12 protein-coding genes and 1 other RNA gene are annotated in these 12,678 nt (G+C 73.6%); 7 read left to right on the top strand and 6 right to left on the bottom strand.

The annotated features are described in order from the left end of the window. Positions 1-176 precede the first annotated feature (176 nt). The gene (locus tag ACZ56E_RS18360) at positions 177-395 is read left to right on the top strand and encodes a response regulator transcription factor (protein ID WP_468600484.1); all 219 of its coding nucleotides are present in this window, start codon (positions 177-179) and stop codon (positions 393-395) included. Between the two features lie 43 nt (positions 396-438). On the opposite strand, the gene ACZ56E_RS18355 is transcribed toward ACZ56E_RS18360, so the two are convergent. Continuing rightward, positions 439-1,818, bottom strand: coding sequence for a DEAD/DEAH box helicase (locus ACZ56E_RS18355; RefSeq protein ID WP_471215261.1), 1,380 nt, complete (start codon positions 1,816-1,818; stop codon positions 439-441). A 282-nt stretch (positions 1,819-2,100) separates the two neighbouring features. Next, an RNA gene (gene rnpB / locus ACZ56E_RS18350) (RNase P RNA component class A) lies at positions 2,101-2,506 on the bottom strand. Between the two features lie 148 nt (positions 2,507-2,654). On the opposite strand from rnpB, the gene ACZ56E_RS18345 reads away from it, so the two are divergent. Both ACZ56E_RS18345 and ACZ56E_RS18340 read left to right on the top strand, forming a co-directional pair. After that, positions 2,655-3,548, top strand: a complete 894-nt coding sequence (locus tag ACZ56E_RS18345) for a MerR family transcriptional regulator (protein ID WP_471215259.1) — start codon at positions 2,655-2,657, stop codon at positions 3,546-3,548. Continuing rightward, entirely contained in the window at positions 3,545-4,216 is a 672-nt protein-coding gene (locus tag ACZ56E_RS18340; RefSeq protein ID WP_471215257.1) for a hypothetical protein, read from the top strand. The genes ACZ56E_RS18345 and ACZ56E_RS18340 overlap by 4 nt, the downstream gene beginning before the upstream one ends. Here the strand turns inward: ACZ56E_RS18340 and ACZ56E_RS18335 are convergent. Then, positions 4,198-5,640, bottom strand: a complete 1,443-nt coding sequence (locus ACZ56E_RS18335; RefSeq protein ID WP_471215254.1) for an RNB domain-containing ribonuclease — start codon at positions 5,638-5,640, stop codon at positions 4,198-4,200. The genes ACZ56E_RS18340 and ACZ56E_RS18335 overlap by 19 nt on opposite strands. A gap of 700 nt (positions 5,641-6,340) precedes the next feature. Between ACZ56E_RS18335 and yaaA the strand changes: the two genes are divergently transcribed. Together yaaA and eda are read left to right on the top strand one after the other, a co-directional pair. Then, the gene (gene yaaA, locus ACZ56E_RS18330; protein ID WP_471215252.1) at positions 6,341-7,147 is read left to right on the top strand and encodes a peroxide stress protein YaaA; all 807 of its coding nucleotides are present in this window, start codon (positions 6,341-6,343) and stop codon (positions 7,145-7,147) included. A 76-nt stretch (positions 7,148-7,223) separates the two neighbouring features. Continuing rightward, entirely contained in the window at positions 7,224-7,841 is a 618-nt protein-coding gene (eda, locus tag ACZ56E_RS18325; protein WP_471215250.1) for a bifunctional 4-hydroxy-2-oxoglutarate aldolase/2-dehydro-3-deoxy-phosphogluconate aldolase, read from the top strand. Here the strand turns inward: eda and ACZ56E_RS18320 are convergent. The 3 genes from ACZ56E_RS18320 to ACZ56E_RS18310 are packed head-to-tail and all read right to left on the bottom strand — an operon-like array spanning position 7,838 to position 10,914. Continuing rightward, complete coding sequence (locus ACZ56E_RS18320) at positions 7,838-9,298, bottom strand: bifunctional RNase H/acid phosphatase (protein WP_471215248.1); 1,461 nt, start codon at positions 9,296-9,298, stop codon at positions 7,838-7,840. The genes eda and ACZ56E_RS18320 overlap by 4 nt on opposite strands. A gap of 12 nt (positions 9,299-9,310) precedes the next feature. Then, the gene (locus ACZ56E_RS18315; RefSeq protein ID WP_468601784.1) at positions 9,311-10,054 is read right to left on the bottom strand and encodes a zinc ribbon domain-containing protein; all 744 of its coding nucleotides are present in this window, start codon (positions 10,052-10,054) and stop codon (positions 9,311-9,313) included. Next, complete coding sequence (locus tag ACZ56E_RS18310) at positions 10,051-10,914, bottom strand: Nif3-like dinuclear metal center hexameric protein (protein WP_471215245.1); 864 nt, start codon at positions 10,912-10,914, stop codon at positions 10,051-10,053. Before ACZ56E_RS18310 ends, ACZ56E_RS18315 begins: the two co-directional genes overlap by 4 nt. A 261-nt stretch (positions 10,915-11,175) precedes the next feature. On the opposite strand from ACZ56E_RS18310, the gene ACZ56E_RS18305 reads away from it, so the two are divergent. Both ACZ56E_RS18305 and ACZ56E_RS18300 read left to right on the top strand, forming a co-directional pair. Next, positions 11,176-12,405, top strand: a complete 1,230-nt coding sequence (locus ACZ56E_RS18305) for a hypothetical protein (RefSeq protein WP_471215243.1) — start codon at positions 11,176-11,178, stop codon at positions 12,403-12,405. A 44-nt stretch (positions 12,406-12,449) separates the two neighbouring features. Further along, positions 12,450-12,623, top strand: coding sequence for a hypothetical protein (locus tag ACZ56E_RS18300; protein ID WP_468600532.1), 174 nt, complete (start codon positions 12,450-12,452; stop codon positions 12,621-12,623). Positions 12,624-12,678: the final 55 nt, after the last annotated feature.

The raw sequence follows: 12,678 nt of genomic DNA, 5'->3' as shown, positions 1-12,678 counted from the left end.
GCACCGAAGCACGCCTACAGTCACCCGAATTGGGGACTTGACACCGTCGATGGCGCTCAGTAGCGCAGCGTTTCCCCTGGGTACGCGGGGATTCCTTTCTGTTTCTCCACGAGCGTGGTTAGATCACGTTGCGGCCACAGCCGCCGTACGTGTTGACAGTCCCTCCCGGAGGGAAGATGCCAGTAGACAGCCGCCCGCAGAACGCACCGGCGTTGTCCCACAGGGAGCGTCAGGTGTTGGCCCACATCGCGGCAGGCCTCTCCCACAAGCAGGTCGCCAGACGTCTGGGCATCAGCGTGCACACCGTGAGCACGTATCTGCGCCGCATCCGCAGCAAGCGCACCGCGCCCACGGTGGCCCATCTGATCCACCTCAGCCACACCGAGAACTGCTAGCGCCTGCCCGGCGGATCATGTCGCGGGGCGCGGGCCCGAGCCGTCAGCCGCCGCGCCGCACCCGGGCCGCCTTGCGGGCCTCCGCGAGCTTGCGGGCCTCGCTGCCCTTGCGGGACTTGCCGCCCGCACCGCCGCCACCCGTGCCGCGGGAGGCGTCCTTGCTGGAACCGAGGCCGCGGAACGGCGTGTTGACGTTCTTGGGGCGGGTCTCGGCGGGCCCGCGGTCGAGCGGGGTGCCCGAGGGAGCCTTCGCCCCGGTGATCCTGCTCAGCTCCGCCTCGCCCGAGCGCACCTTGGTGACCTTCGGCTCGATGCCGGCCTCCGCCATCAGCTCGCTCATCTCGCGGCGCTGGCCGGACAGCACCAGGGTGACCACACGGCCGGACTCGCCGGCCCTCGCGGTGCGGCCCGCGCGGTGCAGATAGTCCTTGGGGTCGGTCGGCGGGTCGACGTTCACCACCAGGTCGAGGTCGTCGACGTGCAGCCCGCGGGCCGCGACGTTCGTCGCCACGAGCGCGGTGACCTGGCCGCCCTTGAACTGCGCGAGGGTCCGGCTGCGCTGCGGCTGGGACTTGCCGCTGTGCAGGGCCGCGGCGTGCACTCCGCTGTCCCGCAGGTGCTTGGTGAGCCGGTCGACGGCGTGCTTGGTGTCGAGGAACAGCAGGACGCGGCCGTCGCGGGCGGCGATCTCCGTGGTGACGGCGTACCGGTCGGGGCCGTGGACGACCAGGACGTGGTGGTCCATCGTCGTGACCGCGCCCGCCGACGGGTCGACCGAGTGGACGACGGGGTCGTGGAGGTAGTCGCCGACCAGCTGGTCGACGTCACGGTCCAGGGTGGCCGAGAACAGCATCCGCTGACCGTCGGGGCGCACCTGGTCGAGGGCCTCGGTGACCTGCGGCAGGAAGCCCATGTCGCACATCTGGTCGGCCTCGTCGAGGACGGTGATCCGGACCCGCTCCAGACGGCAGGCCTTGCGCTCGATGAGGTCGTGCAGCCGGCCGGGGGTGGCGACGACGACCTCGGCGCCGTCGCGCAGCGCGGCGACCTGGCGGCCGATCGAGATGCCGCCGACGACGGTGGCGAGACGCAGCCGCAGCGCCTCGGCGTAGGGCGTGAGCGCCTCGGTGACCTGCTGCGCCAGCTCGCGGGTGGGCACGAGGACCAGCGCGAGGGGCTGCTTCGGCTCCGCTCGCCGCCCGGCGGTCCTGGCGAGCAGCGCCAGCCCGAAGGCGAGCGTTTTGCCGGACCCGGTGCGCCCACGCCCCAGGACGTCGCGTCCGGCGAGGGCGCTGGGGAGGGTGGCGGACTGGATGGGGAAGGGCTCGCGCACCCCAAGCCGGTCGAGCGCCCGCAACAGCTCACCGGGCAGCTCGAGCTCGGCGAAGGAGGAGGGGCGGTCGGGGGTGTCCTGGTGATTCACGGTGAGCCTTCCGGAGGGAAACGTGGGGGACGTACCGAGGAAGGCTCGGCAGGTGTCGAACGGCTGTCGCCGGGGCGCCCGGCGGCGGACGTGAACGGCTGTCCATCCGGACCCGGCACGGATGAAGGACCACGAATCCGCCACACCACCCTGACCGCCAGCCCTATGACCTGCGACTGACACCCCCGGGCCATGGCATACCGCCCACCCCTTACACCCTACCTCCCGGCACCCCTCCACCGGAGTGGCCTCCGCCGGACCGGACGAATGAGGCGAATGAGGCAGACGAGTCGGGCTGTACGCCGGGTTCTGTACCGCGGGTCCTCGCGGACGTCGCGGTGACGGCCATCCATCTAGGGCCGGCATTGCTGCCGGCCTCGTGCGGTCTACCCGCGGACTCGGGCGGGCAGCCCTCGAACGTCCGCGCAGAGCGCGTTTCACGGCGCTCCTTTTGACCTTGCTCCAGGTGGGGTTTACCTAGCCGCCTGAGTCACCTCAGGCGCTGGTGGTCTCTTACACCACCGTTTCACCCTTACCGGGGGCCGGAGCCCTCGGCGGTCTGTTCTCTGTGGCACTGTCCCGCGGGTCACCCCGGGTGGCCGTTAGCCACCACCTTGCCCTGTGGAGCCCGGACGTTCCTCGGGAAGGGCCCCCGAAGGGGTCTTCACGCGGCCGCCCGCCCGGCTCGTCTGCCGTGCCGACCATGGTACCCGGCGGGTCCACGGGCCGGACGCCACGCCCGACCTACCGCCGTCGCCGTCGCGCTCGTCCTCGCCCTTGCACTCGCCGTCGTGCGTGCTTGACCTTGCCGCAGCGTCAACGTTTCTACTGAGGTCATGCGGATCGGAGAACTCGCCGGCCTGGTCGGCGTCACCACGCGTGCCATCAGGCACTACCACCACCAGGGTCTGCTGCCGGAGCCCGAGCGGCGGCCCAACGGCTATCGCGAGTACGGGCTGCGGCACGCCGTCGTGCTGGCCCGCGTCCGGCGGCTGACCGAGCTCGGTCTGGGTCTCGCCGAGGTGCGGGACGTGCTCGCGGCCGACGCGGGCCGCGAGCTCGCCGAGGTCCTCACCGAACTGGACGCGGACCTCGCCCGGCAGGAGACCGCCATCCGGGAGCACAGGGCGCGGCTGCGGGCCCTGCTCGACGACGCGGAGCGCGGCCGCCTGTCGCCCGAGGGCCCCGTCTCCCCCGAACTGGCCGACTTCTTCGGCGAGATGGCCCGTGCGTCGGAGGGGCGGCAGGGCCCGGAGTCCGTGATGGCCGCGAAGGACCGCGAGTTCCTCGTCCTGCTCGACACCACCGCCTCGCCGGAGGACCGGGACGCCTTCCTCGCCGCGATGCGGCCGGCGCTCGGCACGCCCGGTGCGGTGGAGCGGGCCCACGAGGTGTACGCGCGGCTCGACGCCCTCGCCGAGGCCGACCTCGCCGCCCCCGGCACGGATGCCGCCGTGGACGAGGCAGCCCGAACCCTCGCCGACGCGCTGCCGGACTCGCTCCTGGCGGAGCTGGGGACCGAGGGCGCCGAGGCGCTCGCGGAGGGCCGCGGGAGCCGCGACGACGGGTTCCTCGAAGCGTTCTTCGCCGACCTCGCACCCGCGCAGGCCGAGGCCGTACGCCGCGCGATGCGGCTGCTGGTGCGCCGCGGAACAGAAGCGGACGAGAGGGCGGACGAGGGGTCGGGAGGGGCGGCGGAAGGGCCGGCGGAAGGGAGGGGGTCGGGATGAGTCCGCGAACAGGGGGTGCCTGGGTGGCGAAGGTCCTTCGGGCGGCCGTGCCCGCACCCCTTCGGCGGCTCGTCGGGCATGAGGTGCGCGTCCTGACCAGCCTCCTGATGTGGGTGGCCCGGCGGCAGCACGGGGTGCGTCCGGCGGTCGGCGACCGTGCCTTCGGGCACGCCCGCGGGCAGGCGGCGATCATGTACGGCCTGACCTTCGTCTGTGTCGTCGAGGCGTTCGGGATGTCCGTGCTGCTGCGGCACTGGCCGACCCTCCACGCCGTCGTGCTGGTCGTCGACGTCTACAGCGTGGTCCTGATGATCGGCATCCACGCCGCGTCCGTGACCCGCCCGCACGTGCTCTCGCGGGACGCACTGCGGGTGCGCCAGGGCGCGCACCGGGACCTGCGGATACCGCTGGCGCTGATCTCCGCCGTACGTGCCGAGCGCCTGTTCACGCACGAGGCCGCCGACGGCGTGCTCGACATGCCGGTCGCGTCGACGACCTCACTCACCCTGGAGCTCGCCCGGCCCGTCACCGACGTCGGCTTCCTGGGGAAGCGGCGCGAGGTGACGACGGTCCGGCTGCACGCGGACGACCCGGCCCAACTCCTCACGGCGCTGCGGGAACGCCTCGCGGCGCTCGACCGCAACCGCCCTCACACAGGGGCGAACTGAACCTTCGCCGTGCCGGGGTCGGCCTGGGTGAGCCGGACCCGCACCCGCTCCCCCAACGGCAACTCCGCCGAGCCGCCCACGACGCGGGCCACGATCGCCGGGTCGGTCAACTGCACGGTACCGGCGGCCGGTTCGCTCTCCTTCACGTCCACCACCACCGCGTCGAAGACCTCCCCGACCCGCTCCTTCAGCAGAGCGGCCTCGACGATGTCCACGCACTCCCGCTCCACGGTGTTGCCGCGCCGCGCCCCGTCCGCCATCTCCTTCGGCAGCTCGTCCAGGCCGGCGAGCACCCACTCCGGGGGCGGCGCGTCGGCGCAGGCCGCGAGGGCGAGCTCGGAGGCGTAACGGTCGACGAGGCGGCGCAGGGGGGCGGTGCAGTGAGCGTAGGGGGCGGCGACCGCGGCATGGGTGGTGAGCTCGGGGATCCTGCCACCGCTGAACGGTGTGTAGCCCGCGCCGCGCAGCAGCGTCGTGCACTCCTGGAGGAAGGCGGCGTGGTGCGGCTCGCGCGGGTCGAGGGAGCGTACGAGCCGTGCGTACGGCATGTGGTGGGGCCAGTCGATGTGCAGCGCCTTCGCGGTGCGGCGCAGCCGGCCCACGGCTCCGTCGGGGGCGCTCGGCAGCGTCCGCAGGATGCCCGCACCCGAGGCGATCATGAGCTCGGCGGCGGCCATGCCGGTGAGCAGGGAGATCTGCGCGTTCCAGCCGTCGGCGGGGAGCGGGGCGCGGAAGGCGAGTTCGTACGTTCCGTCGTGCTCGACGATCTCCTGCTCGGGCACGCCGAGCGAGATCCCGCCCCGCTCGACCTCTTGCCGCTCGCGGAGCAGCCCGATGTCCCGCAGCAGCGCGACCGGCTCCTCCGCGGTGCCGTCGTCGATGGCTTTCTGCACGCCTTCGTAGTCGAGCTTCGCCCGGCTGCGTACGAGGGCACGGCGCACGTCGGTCGCCACGGCACGCCCGTCCGCGTCGAGGTCGACGGTCCACAGCACGGCGGGACAGCTCTGGCCCGGCAGCAGGCTGGCGGCGCCCTCACTCAGCGCGGCGGGGTGCAGCGGGACCTTCCCGTCGGGGAAGTACAGGGTCGTGACCCGCCGGTGCGCCTCGGCGTCCAGCGGACCGCCCGGCGCGACATACGCGGCTACGTCCGCGATCGCGTACCTCACCCGGAAGCCGCCGCCGTCGCGCCGCGCCAGGTGCATGGCCTGGTCCAGGTCGACGGAGGTGGGCGGGTCGACGGTGAAGAGAGGGATGTCCGTGGCGTCGTACTCCGGCAGCCGGGGCGCGGCGGCGGCGCGCTCCGCCTCCGCGAGGACGTCGGCGGGGAAGTCGCCGGGCACGTCCAGTCTCGTACGCAGATCACGCAGCGCGGTGCGCAGCGGGGCGTCGGGGGTGGTGGGGATGTGGAGGTGGCGGCGGGGCATGTCCCGAGCGTAGGGCCGCGCCGGTCTTCCGGCACGCGCTTGCTCTTCTCTCATCGCCGGCCGTCCGCCGCTTCCGGGCCCGGGCCCGGGGCGGGTGGGCTCTGCCCCTGCGACGTCCCGCCGGGGTAGGGGCGGGTGGGTGGGTCTGTTCTGCGCCGTCCTGCGGGGGTAGGAGCCCCAAGCCCGCCGCTTCGCGGCGGATGCCTCCCACCCACCCGTTTGCCCCGCGCCGTTTCGCGGGGGTAGGGGCGGGTGGGCGGGTGTTCCCCCGCGACGTCTCGCGGGGGTCAGGGCGGGTGGGTGGGAATCACCCCGCGACATCCTGCGGGGGTAAGGGCGGGTGGGTGGGGGTACCCCCGCGACGTCCCGTGGGAGTGGGGCGGGTAGGCGGGTGGGCGCCCGCAGCGGCCCACCGAGGCATGGGCGGAGGTGCCCCCGCGACGGCCCACGGGAACGGGGCAAGGCCCGCCACCGGGCCGCAGCCGCCAGCGCGCCCGAGGGGACGTGGGGGTATGTGCGAACGGAGCACCGAGCCCACCATGGCGTCTTTGTTCGGGCAGCGCGGCGCAGGGATGGCGAGTACGCACATACCCCCGCGGCCCCGCCCCACAGAGGAAGCGTAGGCGCAGACGCCAGAAGTCGACCCGTACGCTTTTACAGGGGCCGCACCCCTCCCCCGTACCGCTTAAGGAGTCCGATCGTGCTCGTCCTGTTGCCGCCGTCCGAAGGCAAGGCTCCCTCCGGCCGAGGCGCGCCCCTCAAGCCGGAGTCCCTTTCACTGCCGGGGCTCGCCGACGCGCGGCAGACCGTTCTCGACGAGCTCGTCGAGCTGTGCGCCGCGGACGAGGAGAAGGCCCGCACCGTGCTCGGCCTCAGCGAAGGCCTGCGTGGCGAGGTCGCGAAGAACGCCGGGCTGCGCACGGCCGGCGCCCGCCCTGCCGGGGAGATCTACACCGGCGTGCTGTACGACGCCCTCGACCTCGCCTCCCTCGACGCCGCCGCCAAGCGCCGCGCCACCCGCTCGCTGCTGGTCTTCTCCGGTCTGTGGGGCGCCGTCGGCGTGGGCGACAAAATCCCCTCCTACCGCTGCTCGATGGGCGTGAAGCTGCCGGGCACCGGCGCCCTCGGCGCGTACTGGCGTACGCCGATGGCCTCCGTCATGCCCGACGCGGCCGGCGACGGACTCGTCCTGGACCTGCGGTCGTCCGCGTACGCGGCGGCGTGGAAGCCGAAGGGTGAGCTCGCCGGCCGGACGGCGACCGTACGTGTGCTGCACGCGCAGCTCGACGAGAAGACCGGCACCGAGAAGCGTTCCGTCGTGTCGCACTTCAACAAGGCGACGAAGGGCCGCATCGTCCGTTCCCTGCTGACCACGGGGACCGAGCCGAAGGACCCCGCCGAGCTGGTCGAGGCGCTGCGCGACCTGGGGCACGTGGTGGAGGCGGAGGCACCCGCCAAGCCGGGCAAGCCGTGGGCGCTGGACGTGGTGGTGCGGGAGATCCACTGACCGGCCCTGACTTAAAGGATTGCAGCATGTGCAATGGGCTTTGCGCATGCTGTTCCCGCCGGTGCAGGATGCCTTCATGACCTCCTCCGTACTGGACCTCGCCCCCGTCATCCCCGTAGTCGTCGTCTCGGACGTCGACGACGCCGTGCCCATGGCGCGGGCCCTGGTCGCGGGCGGGCTGCCCGCGATCGAGGTGACCCTGCGGACGCCGGTCGCGCTCGACGCGATCTCGGCGATCGCCGCCGAGGTGCCGGACGCGGTGGTCGGCGCGGGGACCGTCATCACGGCGCGGCACGTCTCCGACTCCGTGGCGGCGGGGGCCCGCTTCCTCGTCAGCCCCGGCTGGACGGAGTCGCTGCTGGCGGCGATGCAGGGCTCCGGCGTGCCGTTCCTGCCGGGCGTCTCGACGACCTCGGAGGTCGTGGCGCTCCTCGAACACGGCGTACAGGAGATGAAGTTCTTCCCGGCGGAGGCGGCCGGCGGCACCGCCTACCTGAAGTCGCTGGGCGCCCCGCTCCCCCAGGCCCGGTTCTGCCCGACGGGCGGGATCACGGCGGGCACCGCGCCGACGTACCTCGGGCTGAAGAACGTCGGCTGTGTGGGCGGCAGTTGGATGCTTCCCGCCGACGCGGTCGCGGCCAAGGACTGGGACCGCGTCGAGTCCCTGGCACGCGAGGCGGCGGCGCTGCGCTAGCGCAGGTGCGACGTGTCGTTCAGGAGGCGGAGCGAGGCGTTGCCGTCGGCGTAGTACGCCACGGCAGACACCGATGCCGCCGAGAGTTCCATGCGGAACAGGGACTCCGGCGGGGCGCCGAGCGCGAGCCGCACCAGCGTCTTGATGGGCGTGACGTGCGTGACGAGCAGGACCGTGCGTCCCGCGTACGCGCCGATCAGCCGGTCGCGCGCCGCCGAGACGCGGCGGGCGACCGCCGCGAAGGACTCGCCTCCCGGGGGTGCCGCGTCCGGGGACGCGAGCCAGGCGTTGAGCTCGTCGGGGTGGCGCTCGCGCGCCTCACCGAAGGTGAGTCCCTCCCAGGCCCCGAAGTCCGTTTCGCGCAGGTCCTCTTCGAGGTGTACGTCGAGTCCCAGGCGGGCGGCGACGATGCGGGCGGTCTCCTGGCAGCGCCTGAGCGGCGAGGAGACGACCTCCTGGATGGTGCCGCGCGCGGCAAACGCGGCCGCGGCCCGCTCGGCCTGCCCACGCCCCACGTCCGACAGGCCGGGATCGGACCCCCCGCTCCCGGAGAACCGCTTCTGCGGCGTGAGCGCGGTCTCACCGTGCCGCAACAGCACGAAGGTCGCGGGAGCACCGAGATCAGCGGCCGCGGCCCACCCCACAGGCGAAGCGGAAACATTCCGCGCCGCCCGAACATCGACGCGCTCCCCCGTGCCCGCCCCGGAGGCGGGAAGGGGCGCGCCGGAGGGCACCGGCTCGACGGCAGGCGCGGACGCGAAGGCGCCGTGCCCCGAAATGGAACCGCCCCGGGCCGAAGCGGAGGCATCCAAACCCTCAGCACCCCCGCCCGAAGCCGAAGCGCCCACAGGCGGAGTCGTCGTTCCGGCGGAAGTCTGGGTCCCCCGAGCCGCCGTCGCCAGGGCCGCGCGCGCCAGCGCCGCGCCCGCCGCCGCGTCGCCCGGCGGCGTCCCAGCCGCGTCACCCGGCTGGCCCGGCGCCCCCGCCGCCGCCCGCGCAGCGGACATGTCGAGGGCCGCCGTCGAGTTCGACGGCTCCCACTGCTTGCCCCGCTTGCCCGCGTCCATCGCCTCGTTGGCGAGTCGGTCCGCGTGTTTGTTGCGGTCGCGGGGGATCCACTCGTACGTCACCCGGGAGGCGGGGAAGACCCGTGCGGCCTCCGCCGCGAGCGGCTTCATGTCGGGGTGCTTGATCTTCCAGCGGCCCGACATCTGCTCGACGACGAGCTTGGAGTCCATGCGGACGTGCACCGAGGCGGCCGGGTCGAGCCGGTGGGCGGCCTTGAGGCCGGCCACCAGGCCCTTGTACTCCGCGACGTTGTTCGTCGCGACGCCGATGTACTCGGCGGCCTCCATCAGGGTCTCCCCCGTGGCCGCGTCGATGACGACCGAGCCGTAGCCCGCGGGCCCCGGGTTGCCCCGTGACCCGCCGTCGGCCTCGACGATGAACTCCCGCATCCCAGAGGGTCCTTACAGGCCGGACTCGGACGTACGGACCAGGATGCGGCGGCAGTTCTCGCACCGCAGCACGGTGTCCGGGGACGCCGCCTTCACTTCGTTGACCTCGGTGATGTTGAGCTCCAGACGGCAGCCCTCGCAGCGCCGCTGGTAGAGCTTGGCGGCACCGACGCCGCCCTCCTTCACGCGCAGCTTGTCGTACAGCTTCAGCAGGTCGGCCGGGATGGAGGCCGCCACGACCTCGCGCTCCTTGCCGACGGTCGCGGCCTCGCCGTCGATCTCCTCGAACGCGGCGTCACGCCGGCCCGTCGCGTCGTCGATCTTCGACTGGACCGAGGAGACCCGCTCGGTGAGCTCGGCGACCCGCTCCTGGGCGGACTCGCGGCGCTCCATGACCTCGAGGACGACGTCCTCCAGGTCACCCTGGCGCTTGGCGAGCGAGACGATCTCCTTCTGGAGGTTCTCCAGGTCCTTGGGGGAGGTGACCGCGCCGGAGTCGAGGCGCTGCTGGTCGCGGGCCGCGCGCTGACGGACCTGGTCGACGTCCTGCTCCGCCTTGGTCTGCTCGCGGGCGCAGTCGCTCTCCTCGGTCGTCGAGGCGACGAGCAGGTCACGCAGTTGCGTGAGGTCCTTGGTCAGCGACTCGATCTCGGCGTGCTCGGGCAGGGACTTCTTCTTGTGCGCGAGCTGCTGCAGGCGTACGTCCAGGGCCTGGACGTCGAGCAGTCGGATCTGGTCGGCGGGCGCGGCGTTCAGTTGGGGGCTCCAGAGGATTGAGAGGTGTCGGCAGAGGTGGACGCCGCGTGGGCGGTCCAGGGATCGGTGACCGTCTTCGAGACGTGGACGCGCAGTCCCCATCCGTTCCGGTCGGAAATCTCGTCGAGCTGGGCTGCGGCCAGCTCGCACCAGGGCCACTCGGTGGCCCAGTGCGCCGCGTCGAGCAGCGCGAGAGGCGTGCGTTCGCGGGCCTCGGACGCCGGGTGGTGGCGCAGGTCCGCGGTGAGGAAGGCGTCCACGCCGGCGGCGCGCACGTCGTCGAAGAGGCTGTCGCCGGAGCCGCCGCTGACCGCGACGGTACGGATCGGCGCGGCGGGGTCGCCGGCGACGCGGATGCCCTGCGCGGTGGCGGGCAGCCGCTTCGCGGCGCGCTCGGCCAGCTCGCTCAGGGTCAGGGGGTGGTCGAGTTCGCAGATCCGGCCGAGGCCGCGGCGGCCGTGCGGATCGGCGGGGTCCGGCACGAGGGGGCGTACGACGCGGAGGTCGAGGGCGCCCGCGAGGGCGTCGGAGACTCCGGGGTCGGCACGGTCGGCGTTGGTGTGCGCGACGTGCAGCGCGACGTCGTGCTTGATCAGCTCGTGGACGACGCGGCCCTTGAAGGTGGACGCCGCCACCGTCGTCGTACCCCGCAGATAGAGGGGGTGGTGGGTGACCAGGAGCTGGGCTCCCAGCGCGACCGCCTCGTCGGCGATCTCCTGGACGGGGTCGACGGCGAAGAGGACCCGGGAGACCTCCGCTTCGGGGTCTCCGCACACCGTGCCGACCGCGTCCCAGCTCTCGGCCAGTTCGGCGGGCCACAGGGCGTCGAGCGCGGCGATGACTTCAGACAGACGGGGCACGAAGAAAGGCTACCTTCCCGCCGCCCTCGGCATGTCGTGCGTCACTCGCCGCTACCGGACCACCACGGAGGGCCTCAGCAGGGGGCGCGCCGAGCCGCGCGAGCGACCGGCCGACGGCGCGGAAGAGCCCCGCGCAGCACAACCGCTCCCGCCCCCTCAGGCGAATCCGGACATCTCCACCCTTCTGTGTGAAGCGGACGCTCGTCGGTGCCACGTCAGTGCGTACGAAAACTAGCTTCGGGGCCGGAGGTGACACCCACGATGACAGCGCCACCAGCACCACCGGCGCCCCCGGCGCCGCCACCGACGCGGGCCCGCGCCCGCGTCCGTACCCCCGCCCGCGCCGCGGGGTGCACGATCGCGGCGGACGGGTCGTACGCCGCGCGCCTCGCCCGTGCCGCGGGCGCACCGGACTCCTGGTATCCCGAACGCTGGACCCTCGGCTCCGCCGAGCCGTACGCCGTGCCGCTGCCCGGCAACCAGCCGGAGGAGCCGGCCACGGAAGTGCTCCCGATGGCCGACGGCCGTGTCCTCATCCACCGCGTGGTGGGCGAGCGGCACACCTTCGCCCTGCTGTACCCGACGGGCCCGGCCACCGGTGAGGTGCCGCTGGGGGCCGTGGAGTGCGGCGAGCTGAGCCTGCTGCCGCCCGCGCCGGGCGGCACTCGCGCGTACGCCCTCGCACCCGGCGCGCGTGCCTCGGACGTCTGGCTGGTGGCGGGCGGCTCCTTCGGGCCGGAGCACCTCGCCGAGGTGCCCGGCCGGTGTTCGGGCGGCGTCTGGCTGGACGGCACGGACCGGCTGCTCGCCCTGGACCGCGAGCTGGACGGCCGCACCAAGACGGTCGCGGTGGACCTGGAGCGCGGCGGCGAGGTCTCCCCGCTGCTCCAGATCTCCGAGGACAGCGACGACCGGCTGCTGCTCGCCGACGCGGGCAGCGGCCTGCTCCTGATCCGCTCCGACGCCCCGGGCGAGCACCGCCTGGGCTGGGGCGTCCTCGGCGGTACGCGGCCGGTCCGCTTCCCCGAGAGCCTGCGGCTGCCGGGCCTGACGGCGACACCGTTCGCGATCCAGCCGGGGCAGGTGCTCACGCCGGAGTCCTGCGGGGTGGCGCTGCGGATCGACGGCCCGGCGGCAGGAGGCGGTGCGGGCCGCGGAAGCGGGGGCAGTTGGCTCGGGCTGTGGCGGCCGGCCCGGCGGCAGGTGCAGCAACTGGCCGCGCCGCCGGGGTGGTTGACCGGGTCGGGGTGGTGGACGCGGGACGGCACCCTGTGCCTGCCGTACGCGACGGGCGCGGTGCCGTGCGGAGTGGCCCGGGTGCGGGGCCCCGCACCCCCCGCCCCCGACCCCGCGCCCGCCTCCACATCCGCCCCCGCCCCCACCCCGGAACCCACCCCGCAGCCACCTCCGGCGCACCCCACGAAGCCCGCGGCGGCACGCCCCGTACCGCTGCAGCAGGCACCCCTCGGCGGGCGGACGGCGGGCGGTTAGACTCGCCCGGCTGTACGAACGATCTTCTTTACGGGGTGAATGGCTTGACTATGACCGAGACCGTCACGGAGACACAGCAGAACACCGCGCCACAGCGGCCGGCGACCGTGCCCACCGGCGCGCACGCCGGCGCCGGCAGGCACCGGGGACCGGTGGCCGAGCACGACGAGGCGACGGCGCCGCGGGGGCGGCACCGCAGGCAGGACCAGCAGTCCTGACACCGGGTGGCTCGTCGCAGAAAGGTCTCGCCCCACGCCGTCACGAGCGGCACGG

Source organism: Streptomyces sp. NPDC039480, from assembly GCF_055597165.1.
Note: the sequence above shows the minus strand (reverse complement) of the source record. Positions and strands in the feature narration are given on the sequence as shown.